Origin of the sequence: Klebsiella sp. GG_Kp173 (assembly GCF_040062415.1) — a bacterium.
Lineage (GTDB): Bacteria > Pseudomonadota > Gammaproteobacteria > Enterobacterales > Enterobacteriaceae > Klebsiella > Klebsiella quasipneumoniae.
The window spans coordinates 57,902-73,068 of sequence record NZ_JBEAFZ010000005.1; the positions used below are offsets into that span (position 1 = coordinate 57,902).

Genomic DNA, 15,167 nt, shown 5'->3' on the forward strand with positions numbered 1-15,167 from the left:
ATCGGCAGAAACCCGCGTCATCACTGTTGAGAAGCGCCGCCTTAACGCATAATAAAAAGTGATAATTTGCATCAGGCCCACCGGCCGAGGGGTTAGAAGGATGAAACCATTTCGTTTAGCGGCGCTGTCACTGGCGCTCCTTACCGCATTTTCATTAACCGGGTGTGATGACAGCGGTGCACCGCAGGCTACGGCCCCGACGCCGGCCGCCGATAGCGGCCCTGGCGCGGCGGCAAAACCGGACAGCGCCCAGCTGGCGGCGCTGGCGGAAAAAAGTCAGGGCAAAGCGCTGACGCTGCTCGACGCCTCGGAGGTGCAGCTGGATGGCGCCGCGACCCTGGTGCTGACCTTTTCCGTGCCGCTGCAGCCGGACCAGGATTTCTCCCGCAGCGTACACCTGGTGGATAAGAAGAGCGGTAAGGTAGATGGCGCCTGGGAGCTGGCGCCGAACCTCAAAGAGCTGCGTCTGCGTCATCTGGAGCCAAAGCGCGAGCTGATTGTCTCGGTCGACCCGACGCTGGTCGCCCTGAACAAGGCGACGCTCGATAAACCATTCGAGAAGACTCTGACCACCCGTGATATCGCGCCAAGCGTTGGGTTTGCCAGCCGCGGCTCGCTGCTGCCGGGCAACGTGATCGCCGGGCTGCCGGTGATGGCGCTGAACGTTGATAACGTCGACGTGAACTTCTTCCGCATTAAGCCGGAATCGCTCTCGGCCTTCGTCAGTCAGTGGGAATACCGCAATTCATTAAGCAACTGGGAATCCGACGAGCTGCTGAAGATGGCCGATCTGGTATACAGCGGCCGCTTTGACCTCAATCCGGCGCGCAATACCCGCGAAAAGCTGCTGCTGCCGCTGAGCGACATCAAGCCGCTCCAGCAGCCTGGCGTCTACGTGGCGGTCATGAACCCGGCGGGTCATTATAGCTACAGCAACGCGGCGACGCTGTTTACCCTTAGCGACATCGGCGTGTCGGCGCATCGTTACCACAACCGGCTGGACGTCTTTACCCAGAGCCTGGAAAACGGCGCCGCCCAGTCTGGTATCGACGTCCAGCTGCTCAACGCCAAAGGGCAGACCCTGGCGCAGGCGAAAAGCGATAGCCAGGGCCACGTCACCCTGCAAACCGATAAAGAAGCCGCGCTGCTGCTGGCGCGCAAAGAGGGGCAGACCACGCTCCTTGACCTCAAACTGCCGGCGTTGGATCTGGCGGAGTTCTCCATTGCCGGCGCGCCTGGCTTCAGTAAACAGTTCTTTATGTTTGGCCCACGGGATCTCTATCGTCCGGGCGAAACGGTGATCCTCAATGCGCTGTTGCGCGATAGCGACGGCAAGCCGCTGGCGGAACAGCCGGTGAAGCTGGAGGTGGTCCAGCCGGATGGCCAGGTGATCCGCTCGGTGATGAGCAAGCCGGTTAACGGCCTGTACCAGTTTACTTATCCGCTCGACAGCGGCGCGGCCACCGGCATGTGGCACATTCGCGCCAGCACTGGCGACAATCAGCCCCGCGAATGGGATTTCCACGTCGAAGACTTCATGCCGGAACGCATGGCGCTGAAGCTGACGCCGCAGGCGGCGCCTGTCGCGCCGAATGCCGATGTCGCCTTTGGCGTCAGCGGCGCTTATCTCTACGGCGCGCCGGCCAGCGGCAACCAGCTGCAGGGCAAACTGTTCCTGCGCCCGCTGCGCGACGCCGTCGCCGCTCTGCCGGGCTTCCAGTTCGGCGATATCGCGGAAGAAAATCTCTCCCGCAGCCTTGATGAAGTCCAGCTGACGCTGGATGAAAACGGCCATGGTGAAGTGACCACCTCAAGCCAGTGGCAGGATAGCCATTCGCCGCTGCAGGTGGTGTTGCAGGCGAGCCTGCTGGAGTCCGGCGGGCGTCCGGTCACCCGTACGGTTATGCAGCCGATCTGGCCTGCCGAGGCGCTGCCGGGGATCCGCCCGCAATTTACCCTGAAGGACGTTTACGACTACCGCACTGACACTACGGTGAAGCAGCCGGTGGTGGATGAAAACAGCAACGCCGCGTTTGATATCGTCTATGCCGACGCCAAAGGCGAGAAAAAAGCCGTTTCCGGCCTGCAGGTACGGCTGATCCGCGAGCGCCGCGATTATTACTGGAACTGGTCCGACAGCGAAGGCTGGCAGTCGCAGTTCGATCAAAAAGATCTGCAGGAGGGCGAGGAGTCGCTGGATTTGCAGGCCGGCCAGATCGGTAAAGTGAGCTTTCCGGTAGAGTGGGGCTCCTATCGCCTGGAGGTGAGAGGACCGGACGATGTCGTCAGCAGCGTGCGCTTCTGGGCGGGCTACAGCTGGCAGGATAACAGCGAAGGCACCGGCGCAGCGCGCCCGGACCGGGTCACCATGAAGCTGGATAAACCGAGCTATAAGCCGGGTGACACCATCAGGCTGCACATTGCTGCCCCGGCGGCGGGTAAAGGCTACGCGATGGTGGAATCCAGCGAAGGGCCGCTGTGGTGGCAGGAGATTGACGTACCTGCCGAGGGGATGGACCTCTCGATCCCGGTGGATAAAGCCTGGAATCGCCACGACCTCTACCTCAGCACGCTGGTGGTTCGTCCTGGCGATAAATCCCGCTCGGCGACGCCGAAACGCGCGGTGGGCCTGCTGCATCTGCCGCTGGGCGATGAAAACCGTCGCCTGACGCTGGCGCTGGAGGCCCCGGATAAAATGCGCCCCAACCAGCCGCTGACGGTGAAAGTGAAAGCCAGCGTCAAAGAGGGCGAGGCGCCGAAACAGGTGAACGTTCTGCTCTCGGCGGTCGATAGCGGGGTGCTGAATATTACCGATTACGCCACCCCGGATCCGTGGAACGCCTTCTTTGGCCAGAAACGTTATGGGGCGGATATCTATGATATTTACGGCCAGGTCATTGAAGGACAGGGACGTGTGGCCAGCCTGCGCTTCGGCGGCGATGGCGACGAGTTAAAACGTGGCGGTAAACCGCCGGTTAATCATGTGACCATCATCGCCCAACAAGCGCAGCCGGTGGTGCTGAACGATCAGGGCGAAGGGACGGTGACGCTGCCGATCGGTGATTTTAACGGCGAACTGCGGGTGATGGCTCAGGCCTGGACGGCGAATGACTTTGGCAGCAGCGAAGATAAAGTGGTGGTGGCCGCCCCGGTCATCGCCGAGCTGAACACTCCGCGCTTCCTCGCCAGCGGCGACACTACGCGTCTGGCGCTGGATCTCAGCAACCTGACCGATAAACCGCAAACCCTGCAGGTGCATCTTGCCGCCAGCGGGCTGGTGTCCTTGACCGAGGGTCAACTGCCGCCGGTGCAGCTGGCGCCGGGGGCACGCAGCACGCTGTTTGTGCCGGTGAGCGCGCTGGCGGGCTTCGGCGATGGCCAGGTGAACGCCACGATCAGCGGCCTGAGCCTGCCGGGGGAAACCTTCGCCCCGCTGCAGAAACAGTGGAAAATCGGCGTTCGTCCGGCGTTCCCGGCGCAGACCGTCAACAGCGGCGCCGTGCTGCAGCCCGGCGAAAGCTGGCAGGCGCCAGCGGCACAATCGGCAGGTTTCGCCCCGCAGACGCTGCAGGGCCAGCTGCTGCTCAGCGGCAAGCCGCCGCTGAATCTCGCGCGCTATATCCGCGATCTGAAAGCCTATCCTTATGGCTGCCTTGAGCAGACCGCCAGCGGCCTGTTCCCGTCCCTGTATACCAGCGCGGCGCAGCTAAAGGCGCTGGGCATCAGCGGCGATAGCGACGAAAAACGCCGCGCGGCAATCGATGTTGGCATCTCGCGCCTGCTGCAGATGCAGCTGGAAAACGGCGGCTTTGCGCTATGGGATAAAGAGGGGCCGGAAGAGTACTGGCTGACCGCTTACGCCATGGATTTCCTCGTTCGCGCCGGCGAGCAGGGTTACAGCGTGCCGGTCAACGCTATCAATAAAGGCAATGAACGCCTGCTGCGCTACCTGCAGGAGCCGGGGCTGATGACCGTACGCTACAGCGACGACGCCCAGGCCAGCCGCTTTGCCGCTCAGGCCTATGCCGCGCTGGTGCTGGCGCGTCAGCAAAAAGCCCCCCTCGGCGCCTTACGTGAAATCTGGAGCCGTCACGACCAGGCGCGATCCGGCTTGCCGCTGTTGCAGCTCGGCATCGCGCTGAAAACCATGGGCGATGCGCCGCGCGGCGACGCCGCGCTGAAGCTGGCGGTTGCCACCCCGCGTCAGGATGAGAAACGCTGGCTGGGCGATTACGGTAGCCCGCTTCGCGATGACGCCCTGAAGCTGGCGCTGCTGGAAGAGAATAAGCTGCTGCCGGAGGTGCAAAATCAGCTTTTGAGCACGCTGTCGGAAGAGGCCTATGGCCAGCGCTGGCTGTCGACCCAGGAAACCAACGCCCTGTTCCTTGCCGGACGGCCGCTGGCCGACCTGCCGGGCAGCTGGCAGGCGCAAACCTCGCTGCAGGCGGAGCCGCTGACCGGCGACAAAGCGCAAACCCGCAACCTCGACGGCGATCGGCTGGCGGCACTGCAGGTGAGCAACACCGGCAGTCAACCGCTGTGGCTGCGCCTTGACAGCAGCGGCTATCCGCAAAGCGCGCCGCAGCCGGGCGGTAACGTCCTGGGGATTGAACGAACTATTTTCGATACCCAGGGGCAGCAGAAATCGCTGTCATCACTGCGCAGCGGCGAACTGGTACTCGTCAAGCTGGAGGTGACCGCCAAACGCAACGTGCCTGACGCGCTGGTGGTTGATCTGTTGCCAGCAGGTCTGGAGCTGGAAAACCAGAATTTGGCCAACAGCAGCGCCAGCCTGCAGGAGAATGGCGAAGCGGTGCAAAACCTGCTTAACCAGATGCAGCAGGCGGATATTCAGCATATCGAGTTCCGCGATGACCGCTTCGTCGCCGCAGTCGCGGTCAATGAAGGTCAGCCGGTGACGCTGGTCTATCTGGCGCGAGCGGTGACGCCGGGCACTTACCAGGTCCCGCAGCCGAAGGTGGAATCGATGTATGTGCCGCAGTGGCGGGCGACCGGAGCGGCTAGCGGCCCGCTCACCGTGACGCCGTAAATGCGCGTATTGCCTCAGGTAAAACGCTGCTGGCGCGGGCTGGCGGCGTTTATTTTTCTGCTGTGGCTGGCGGTGCTGGCGGCCGATCGCCTGTGGCCGCTGCCGCTGCGGGACGTTACGCCCGCCCGCGTGGTGGTGGCGGAAGACGGGACGCCGCTGTGGCGGTTTGCCGACGCGCAGGGCGTCTGGCGTTATCCGGTCACTCTCGCCGACGTGTCGCCGCGTTATCTTCAGGCGCTCATCCAGTATGAAGACCGCTGGTTCTGGCGCCATCCGGGGGTCAATCCCTTCGCTGTAGTGCGCGCCGCCTGGCAGGATCTCACCTCCGGGCGGGTCATTTCCGGCGGCAGCACGATTACCATGCAGGTGGCGCGCCTGCTCGATCCCCACCCCCGCACTTTCGGCGGCAAGCTGCGCCAGCTGTGGCGTGCGCTGCAGCTGGAGTGGCATCTGTCAAAAAGCGACATTCTGACCCTCTATTTGAACCGCGCGCCATTTGGCGGCACCCTGCAGGGTATCGGCGCGGCCAGCTGGGCCTATCTCGGGAAGCCGCCTGCCAGGCTTAGCTACGGCGAGGCGGCGCTGCTGGCGGTGCTGCCCCAGGCGCCCAGCCGTTTACGTCCGGACCGCTGGCCGCAGCGGGCCCAGGCGGCGCGCGATAAAGTGCTTGCGCGTATGGTCAGTCAGGGCGTTTGGCCGGAGCAGGCGGTAAAGGAGGCGATGGAGGAGCCGGTGTGGCTGTTTCCGCGCCAGATGCCGCAGCTGGCGCCGCTCTTCGCCCGTCGGGCGCTGGCGAGCAGTGGTGATGAAAAGGTGGTGACGACCCTCGATGCCGGACTCCAGCGGCAGCTTGAGGATCTGGCGCTGAACTGGAAATCGCGCCTGCCGCCGCGCAGTTCGCTGGCGATGGTCGTGGTCGATCACACGGATATGAAAGTCCGCGGCTGGGTGGGTTCGGCGGATATTACGGACGACAGCCGCTTTGGCCACATTGATATGGCGTCGGCGGTCCGTTCGCCGGGGTCGGTGTTGAAACCCTTCATTTATGCGCTGGCGATAGATGAGGGGCTGATTCATCCGTCGTCGTTATTGCAGGATGTGCCGCGGCGCTTTAGCGATTATCGCCCCGGTAACTTTGACAGCGGCTTTCACGGCCCGGTGAGCGCCAGCGAGGCGCTGGTGCGCTCCCTGAATCTACCGGCGGTCCAGGTGCTTGAAGCCTACGGGCCCAAACGTTTCGCGGCGAATTTGCGCAATGCCGGGTTGCCCCTGATGCTGCCCGCCGGTGCCGAGCCAAATCTGTCGTTGATCCTCGGCGGCGCCGGGGCGAGGCTGGAAGATATCGTCGCGGCATACAGCGCCTTTGCCCGCCACGGGAAGGCGGCGCGGCTGCGCATGAAGCCCGGAGACCCGCTGGTGGAAAGGGCGCTGATATCCCCGGGGGCGGCGTGGATCGTCCGGCGCATCCTGGCCGGCGAAGCGCAACCGGTTCCCGATGCCTCACTCCCGCAAGTGGTGCCGCTGGCCTGGAAGACCGGCACCAGCTACGGGTATCGCGATGCATGGGCGGTGGGCCTCAATGCGCGTTATCTGATAGGCATCTGGACCGGGCGTCCGGACGGTACGCCGGTGGTGGGGCAGTTTGGTTTCGCCAGCGCGGTGCCGCTGCTCAATCAGGTCAATAATCTGCTGCTCGCCCGCCCGGCGATGAGCCGCGGCGGCCTGCCGGTCGATCCGCGCCCGGCAACGGTCAGCCGCGGGACGCTCTGCTGGCCCGGCGGCCAGGCGCTGCCGGCGGGCGACAGCAACTGCCGTCGTCGCCTGGCCAGCTGGCTGCTGGAAGACAGCCAGCCGCCGACCCTGCTGCTGCCGGGGCAGGAGGGCGTGCGCGGGATCCGCTTCCCGGTGTGGCGTAATGAACACGGCGAACGGGTGGCGGCGGATTGTCCCGGGGCGCGCGAAACGGTGGTTGAGGTTTGGCCGCTGCCGCTGGAGCCCTGGCTACCGCCGGGTGAGCGTCGCGCCGCGCGTCTGGGGCCGGCATCAAGGGCATGTCCGCCGCTGCAAACTCAGGATGTCGCACCGCTGGTGCTCTCCGGGGTCCGCGAGGGGGCGGTGATTAAACGTCTGCCGGGCGAGGCGCGGGTGATGTTGCCCCTGCAAACCAGCGGTGGGGAAGGTCGGCGCTGGTGGTTTATCAACGGCCAGCCGATAGATGCCGCCGGCGCGAGAACCACGCTAACCCTGGATAAGCCCGGCGAGTGGCAGCTGGTGGTGATGGATGAGGCAGGGCAAACGGCGGCCGCGCGTTTCACCCTGCAATAACCAGGGTAAATTTGTTGTTGGCGGTTTGTATTTTCAATACTCATCTTATTTTAACAAAATGTTACCTTCATCCGTAGGCAGGGGCGGGGATGCTCATTATAATGCGCGCCAGGCCATACGATCGTATGTGCAACAACAGAACATTTAATTAGAGGTAATCATGGCTATTGAACGTACTTTTTCCATCATCAAACCAAACGCGGTGGCAAAAAACGTTATTGGCAGCATCTTTTCCCGCTTTGAAGCTGCAGGGTTCAAAATCGTCGGCACTAAAATGCTGCACCTGACCGTTGAGCAGGCTCGTGGTTTCTATGCTGAGCACGAAGGTCGCCCGTTCTTCGACGGTCTGGTTGAGTTCATGACCTCCGGCCCGATCGTGGTTTCCGTCCTGGAAGGCGAAAACGCGGTTCAGCGTCACCGTGACCTGCTGGGCGCGACCAACCCGGCAAACGCGCTGGCGGGTACCCTGCGCGCTGACTACGCTGACAGCTTCACCGAGAACGGCACCCACGGTTCCGACTCTGTAGAATCCGCTGCTCGCGAAATCGCGTTCTTCTTTGCTGAAGGCGAGGTTTGCCCGCGCACTCGCTAATCCTCGTCGTCTTTTCGACCGTCGCGGCGTTGGCTGCGCGCGTTCACCCCGGTCACATAGTTATCTATGCTCCCGGGGATTAATGAGAGGCTCCTGCCTCTCACCGGAGGCCAGCCTACGGCTGGTCAAATTCGTTCCCGACGAATTTGTCACTTGCTTGCCGCCTTGCGACAATCGAAAAGCCTTAGAGGATTGAGCAGTCAGTTACAGATTTTTTATCATTGCTTTGTGCAAACGTGGCAATGATGCGCCAGAATTTGTAGAATATAGCGCCCCTGGACGAGCTGTCGCTCTCCGGGGCGTTTCTTTTTCAACCCACCTGGGGCCATAACGTGTAATAACGAGGCCGGAAAACATTATGTCTGAACAAATTGTCACGCCTGATACCGCCGCTCTGACGGTGCCGAACAAAGATGCCAAAATCAACCTGCTGGATTTAAACCGTCAGCAGATGCGCGAGTTTTTCAAAAACATGGGCGAGAAGCCTTTCCGCGCCGATCAGGTGATGAAATGGATGTATCACTACTGCTGCGACGACTTTGATGAGATGACTGACATCAACAAAGTCCTGCGCAGTAAACTGAAAGAAGTGGCGGAGATCCGCGCCCCGGAAGTAGTTGAAGAACAACGCTCAACCGACGGGACCATCAAATGGGCGATTGCCGTTGGCGATCAGCGCGTCGAGACCGTCTATATTCCGGAAGAAGACCGCGCCACCCTGTGCGTCTCCTCCCAGGTAGGCTGCGCGCTGGAGTGTAAATTCTGCTCCACCGCCCAGCAGGGCTTTAACCGCAACTTGCGGGTTTCCGAAATTATCGGCCAGGTCTGGCGCGCGGCGAAAATCGTCGGCGCGGTGAAGACCACCGGCGTACGTCCGATCACCAACGTGGTGATGATGGGCATGGGCGAGCCGCTGCTGAACCTCAACAACGTCGTTCCGGCGATGGAAATCATGCTCGACGATTTCGGCTTTGGCCTCTCCAAACGTCGCGTCACCCTGTCGACTTCCGGCGTGGTGCCGGCGCTGGATAAACTCGGCGATATGATCGACGTCGCGCTGGCGATCTCCCTGCACGCGCCGAACGATACTATTCGTGACGAAATCGTCCCGATCAACAAAAAGTACAACATCGAGACCTTCCTCAACTCGGTGCGCGGCTATATTTCGAAGTCCAACGCCAACCAGGGCCGGGTGACCATCGAGTACGTGATGCTGGATCATGTCAACGACGGCACCGAGCACGCCCACGAACTGGCGGCGCTGCTGAAAGATACGCCGTGTAAGATCAACCTGATCCCATGGAACCCGTTCCCGGGCGCGCCGTATGGCCGCAGCTCCAACAGCCGCATCGACCGTTTCTCCAAAGTCCTGATGGAGTACGGCTTTACGACCATCGTGCGTAAAACGCGCGGCGACGATATCGACGCCGCCTGCGGTCAGCTGGCGGGCGATGTTATCGACCGTACCAAGCGCACGCTGCGTAAGCGGATGCAGGGCGAAGCGATTGACGTAAAAGCGGTCTGACAAATGATGGCCCGTGCAGCGCAGGCGGCACGGGCCATATTTATGACCAATAGCCAGGCGAAATACGCTGATTCGGTTAATAATTACGGTGCGTTTTTGTCGACTTTGAGGCAGTATGTAGCGGCACAACAACCGCTTAGCATTCAATTTTGATTCGTCTCTGTGATCGCGCGGCTGACAGTCCTATACTGTGAGGCTGACGTACCACAGATGTCTCGCGGCGCCGGCTTTTTCCCGCGCTGAACTTTAAATTTCACGTACCAGTAGTTGTAGCGAATGAATACTGAAGCCACTCAAGATCATCAAGAAGCAAACACCACGGGCGCGCGTCTGCGTCACGCCCGCGAACAACTCGGACTTAGCCAGCAAGCGGTGGCAGAACGCTTATGCCTGAAGGTGTCCACGGTTCGTGATATTGAAGACGATAAGGCGCCTGCCGACCTCGCTTCCACCTTCCTGCGCGGGTACATCCGCTCCTATGCTCGCCTCGTACATATTCCAGAAGACGAGCTGCTGCCGATGATGGCCAAGCAAGCGCCCATCCGTGCGGCGAAAGTCGCGCCAATGCAGAGCTTCTCTTTAGGTAAACGTCGCAAAAAACGCGACGGCTGGCTGATGAGCTTCACCTGGCTGGTGCTGTTTGTGGTTATCGGCCTGAGCGGCGCCTGGTGGTGGCAAGACCATAAGGCGCAGCAGGAAGAGATCTCCACCATGGCCGATCAGTCTTCCGCTGAGCTGAACAGCGGCGACACCAGTAGCCAGAGCGTGCCGCTGGATACCAGCGCCCCGGCAGCCCCGACCGCCGATAGCGCTGCGAACAGCGCGCCAACCGATACCGCCAGCGCCCCGACCACCAGCGCACCGGCTCAGACGCCAGCGGACAATAACGCCGTTGTCGCGCCTTCCCAGGCCAATGTCGATACCGCAGGCGCAGCCCCGACGGCGCCGGCTACCCCGGCCACGCCGTTGCCGACCAATCAGGCGAACGTGACGAACCCGGCGGCATCGGCGCAGGATCTGGTGATGAACTTTTCCGCCGACTGCTGGCTGGAAGTGAGCGATGCCACCGGCAAAAAATTGTTCAGCGGCCTGCAGCGTAAAGGCGGAAACCTGAACCTGAGCGGTCAGGCGCCGTATAAGCTGAAAATTGGCGCCCCGGCTGCGGTAGAGATCCAGTATCTGGGCAAGCCTGTCGATTTAAGTCGTTTTATCAGAACTAACCAGGTTGCGCGTCTGACCCTTAATGCCGAATCATCACCGGCGCAGTAACAGACGGGTAACGCGGGAGATTTTTCATGCATAACCAGGCTCCGATTCAACGTAGAAAATCTAAACGTATTTACGTTGGTAATGTGCCAATTGGCGATGGGGCTCCCATCGCCGTTCAGTCAATGACCAATACGCGCACCACTGATGTGGCTGCGACCGTAAATCAAATCAAAGCGTTAGAGCGCGTAGGCGCGGATATTGTCCGCGTCTCTGTTCCGACGATGGACGCCGCCGAGGCGTTCAAACTGATCAAACAGCAGGTCAATGTCCCGCTGGTCGCCGATATCCACTTTGACTACCGTATTGCGCTGAAAGTCGCAGAATATGGCGTCGACTGCCTGCGTATCAACCCAGGCAACATCGGCAATGAAGAGCGCATCCGCATGGTCGTAGATTGCGCACGGGATAAAAACATCCCGATCCGCATTGGCGTCAACGCCGGCTCGCTGGAAAAAGATCTGCAGGAAAAATATGGCGAGCCGACGCCGCAGGCGCTGCTCGAATCCGCTATGCGCCACGTTGATCATCTCGATCGCCTTAACTTCGATCAGTTTAAAGTCAGCGTTAAAGCCTCTGACGTCTTCCTGGCGGTAGAGTCTTATCGCCTGCTGGCGAAACAGATCGATCAGCCGCTGCACCTCGGGATCACCGAAGCGGGCGGTGCGCGCAGCGGCGCGGTGAAATCGGCGATCGGTCTTGGGCTGCTGTTGTCCGAAGGGATCGGCGATACGCTGCGCGTCTCGCTGGCGGCGGATCCAGTGGAGGAGATCAAGGTTGGCTTCGATATCCTCAAATCGCTGCGTATCCGTTCCCGCGGTATTAACTTCATCGCCTGCCCGACCTGTTCGCGTCAGGAGTTTGACGTTATCGGTACGGTGAACGCCCTGGAGCAACGTCTGGAAGATGTCATCACCCCGATGGATGTTTCGATCATCGGCTGCGTGGTGAACGGCCCGGGCGAAGCGCTGGTTTCCACCCTCGGGGTGACCGGCGGCAACAAGAAAAGCGGCCTGTATGAAGACGGCGTGCGTAAAGATCGCTTGGACAACAACGACATGATCGACCAGCTTGAAGCGCGGATCCGCGCCAAAGCCTCGATGCTCGATGAAGCCCGTCGGATTGACGTTCAACAGCTTGAAGCAAAATAACGTGTTGGGAAGCGATACGCTTCCCGTGTATGATTGAACCTGCGGGCGCGAGGCGCCGGGGTTCATTTTTGTATATATAAAGAGAATAAACGTGGCAAAGAACATTCAAGCCATCCGTGGCATGAACGATTATCTGCCGGGCGAAACCGCTCTCTGGCAGCGCATTGAAGGCTCACTGAAGCAGGTGCTCGGTAGCTACGGTTACAGCGAAATCCGTTTGCCGATTGTAGAGCAGACCCCGTTATTCAAACGCGCGATCGGCGAAGTGACCGACGTGGTTGAAAAAGAGATGTACACCTTTGAGGACCGCAACGGCGACAGCCTGACGCTGCGTCCGGAAGGGACAGCGGGCTGCGTACGAGCCGGCATCGAACATGGTCTGCTGTACAATCAAGAACAGCGCCTGTGGTACGTCGGGCCGATGTTCCGCCACGAGCGTCCGCAGAAAGGCCGTTACCGCCAGTTCCATCAGATCGGCGCCGAAGTTTTTGGCCTGCAGGGGCCGGACATCGATGCGGAGCTGATCATGCTGACCGCGCGCTGGTGGCGTGAGCTGGGCATCTCCGATCACGTCAGCCTTGAGCTGAACTCCATCGGTTCGCTGGAAGCCCGCGCCAACTACCGCGACGCGCTGGTGGCTTATCTCGAGCAGTTTACCGATAAGCTTGATGAAGACAGCAAACGCCGGATGTATACCAACCCGCTGCGGGTGCTGGACTCCAAAAACCCGGACGTGCAGGCGCTGCTGAACGACGCGCCGGCGCTCGGCGATTATCTCGACGAAGAGTCGAAAGCCCACTTTGCCGGCCTGTGCGCGTTGCTTGACGATGCCGGGATCCGCTATACCGTCAACCAGCGCCTGGTGCGCGGTCTCGACTACTATAACCGCACCGTGTTTGAGTGGGTGACCACCAGTCTCGGTTCCCAGGGCACCGTCTGCGCCGGCGGCCGTTATGACGGTCTGGTTGAGCAGCTTGGCGGTCGTGCCACCCCGGGCGTGGGCTTCGCCATGGGTCTGGAACGTCTTGTTTTACTGGTCCAGGCAGTGAATCCGGAATTTAAAGCCGATCCTGTTGTCGATATATACCTGGTAGCCTCCGGAACCGATACTCAGTCCGCCGCCATGCGTCTGGCTGAGCAGGTTCGCGATGCGCTACCGGGCGTGAAACTGATGACCAACCACGGTGGCGGCAACTTTAAGAAGCAGTTCGCCCGCGCTGATAAGTGGGGCGCACGCGTCGCGCTGGTGCTGGGTGAGTCAGAGATCGCTGACGGAAACGTGGTAGTGAAGGATTTACGCTCAGGTGAGCAAACTACCGTAACGCAGGAGAGCGTTGCCGCGCATTTGCGCACACTTCTGGGTTAATCTCCCGGGAATTATTAGTCAGGAGAAGGACTGCGTGGAAACTTTTAACAACGAGAACGATCAGGTCGATGCGCTGAAGCGCTTCTTTGCCGAAAACGGCAAAGCGCTGGCGGTCGGGGTGATTTTAGGGATTGGCGCGCTGGTTGGCTGGCGCTACTGGACCTCCCATCAGCAGGATACCGCCAGAGACGCGTCGCTGGCTTACGAACAGGCGACTTCCGCGCTGAAATCAAATACGCCAGAAGTGCTGTCAGGGGCGGAGAAGTTCGCGGCTGACAATAAAAATACCTACGGCGCCTTCGCTTCTCTCGAGCTGGCACAGCATTTTGTTGAACAGAACGATCTGCCGAACGCCGAAAAGCAGCTTCAGCAGGGGCTGGCTGCCGCGTCTGATGATAATCTGAAATCGGTTATCAGTATGCGTCTTGCCCGCGTTCAACTGCAGATGAAGCAGGCTGATGCGGCGCTGAAAACCCTCGACAGCATTAAAGGTGAAGGCTGGACCGCTATTGTGGCTGATTTGCGCGGCGAAATTCTGTTGAGCAAAGGCGATAAGCAAGGGGCCCGTGCGGCGTGGGAAGCTGGCGTGAAAAGCGATGCTTCTCCTGCGCTCAGCGAAATGATGCGTATGAAAATGAATAATTTGTCCATCTGAGAGGGACTCGATGCAATTGCGTAAATTACTGTTGCCAGGGCTGCTTTCCGTTACCTTGCTGAGCGGGTGTTCGCTGTTTAATAGCGAAGAAGATGTGGTGAAAATGTCACCGCTGCCGACGGTAGAAAACCAGTTTACGCCGTCCACGTCCTGGAGCACCTCGGTTGGCGATGGTATCGGCGAATTTTACTCTAACCTTCATCCGGCCTTCGCCGACGGCGTGGTTTATGCCGCTGACCGTAAAGGCACCGTCAAAGCGCTGAACGCCGACGATGGTAAAGAGGTATGGTCGGTGAATCTGGCGGAGAAAGATGGCTGGTTCTCGCGTACCCCGGCGCTGCTTTCCGGCGGTGTGACCGTCTCGGGCGGCCATGTTTATATCGGCAGTGAAAAAGCGCAGCTGTATGCGCTGAATACCAGCGATGGTACCGTGGCCTGGCAAACCCGCGTCGCCGGCGAAGCGCTGTCGCGCCCGGTGGTGAGCGATGGCATGGTGCTGGTCCACACCAGTAACGGCCAGCTGCAGGCGCTGAATGAGACCGATGGCGCCGTGAAATGGACGGTGAACCTGGATATGCCTGCGCTCTCCCTGCGCGGCGAATCCGCTCCGGCCACCGCCTACGGCGCGGCGATCGTGGGCGGCGACAATGGCCGCGTCAGCGCGGTATTGATGCAGCAGGGGCAGATGATTTGGCAGCAGCGTATTTCCACGGCCACTGGGCCGACGGAAATCGACCGTCTGAGCGACGTCGACACCACGCCGATTATCGTCAACGGCGTTGTCTATGCGCTGGCTTATAACGGTAACCTGACCGCGCTGGATCTGCGTAGCGGCCAGATTATGTGGAAACGCGAGCTGGGTTCGGTGAATGATTTCATCGTCGATGGCAACCGTATCTATCTGGTTGACCAGAATGACCGCCTGCTGGCGCTGACTACCGATGGCGGCGTGACCCTGTGGACACAAAGCGATCTGCTGCACCGTTTGCTGACCGCGCCGGTGTTGTATAATGGCAATCTGGTGGTCGGCGATAGCGAAGGCTATATGCACTGGGTGAACCCGGAAGATGGCCATTTTGTGGCGCAGCAGAAAGTGGACAGCTCCGGCTTCCTGACCGACCCGGTTGTGGCCGATGGTCGACTGCTGATCCAGGCGAAAGACGGTACGCTGTACGCGATTACGCGTTAATTACCGCTGTCGTGAGTGATTAAGAAACGGCCCCTGGCAGACAGGGGC

General features: G+C 60.6%; 9 protein-coding genes. All 9 read left to right on the top strand.

Translation table 11 applies throughout. From position 1 onward, the window contains the following. The first annotated feature begins 100 nt into the window (after positions 1-100). The 9 genes from ABLU50_RS05180 (at position 101) to bamB (ending at position 15,119) form a co-directional block, all read left to right on the top strand. On the top strand, positions 101-5,050 hold the full coding sequence (locus ABLU50_RS05180) for an alpha-2-macroglobulin (protein WP_087832035.1): 4,950 nt from the start codon (positions 101-103) through the stop codon (positions 5,048-5,050). Beyond that, entirely contained in the window at positions 5,051-7,375 is a 2,325-nt protein-coding gene (gene pbpC, locus ABLU50_RS05185) for a peptidoglycan glycosyltransferase PbpC (RefSeq protein ID WP_087832036.1), read from the top strand. It begins immediately after the preceding gene. Between the two features lie 160 nt (positions 7,376-7,535). Beyond that, positions 7,536-7,967 (top strand): nucleoside-diphosphate kinase, encoded by a 432-nt coding sequence (gene ndk / locus ABLU50_RS05190; RefSeq protein WP_004144312.1) that lies wholly within the window; start codon positions 7,536-7,538, stop codon positions 7,965-7,967. A gap of 358 nt (positions 7,968-8,325) precedes the next feature. Next, positions 8,326-9,492 carry a bifunctional tRNA (adenosine(37)-C2)-methyltransferase TrmG/ribosomal RNA large subunit methyltransferase RlmN gene (locus ABLU50_RS05195; RefSeq protein ID WP_002913894.1) on the top strand — a complete coding sequence of 389 codons (1,167 nt, stop codon included), beginning with the start codon at positions 8,326-8,328 and terminating at the stop codon, positions 9,490-9,492. A gap of 276 nt (positions 9,493-9,768) precedes the next feature. Further along, positions 9,769-10,761 (top strand): cytoskeleton protein RodZ, encoded by a 993-nt coding sequence (gene rodZ / locus ABLU50_RS05200; RefSeq protein ID WP_048295284.1) that lies wholly within the window; start codon positions 9,769-9,771, stop codon positions 10,759-10,761. 26 nt (positions 10,762-10,787) lie between these two features. Then, entirely contained in the window at positions 10,788-11,909 is a 1,122-nt protein-coding gene (ispG, locus tag ABLU50_RS05205) for a flavodoxin-dependent (E)-4-hydroxy-3-methylbut-2-enyl-diphosphate synthase (protein ID WP_087832037.1), read from the top strand. Positions 11,910-12,000: 91 nt separating this feature from the next. After that, positions 12,001-13,275: a histidine--tRNA ligase gene (gene hisS / locus ABLU50_RS05210; protein ID WP_004201891.1), complete on the top strand. Its 1,275-nt coding sequence runs from the start codon at positions 12,001-12,003 to the stop codon at positions 13,273-13,275. 34 nt (positions 13,276-13,309) lie between these two features. Further along, positions 13,310-13,930, top strand: a complete 621-nt coding sequence (locus ABLU50_RS05215) for a YfgM family protein (RefSeq protein WP_004201892.1) — start codon at positions 13,310-13,312, stop codon at positions 13,928-13,930. 10 nt (positions 13,931-13,940) lie between these two features. After that, positions 13,941-15,119 (top strand): outer membrane protein assembly factor BamB, encoded by a 1,179-nt coding sequence (gene bamB, locus ABLU50_RS05220; protein WP_004201895.1) that lies wholly within the window; start codon positions 13,941-13,943, stop codon positions 15,117-15,119. Positions 15,120-15,167: the final 48 nt, after the last annotated feature.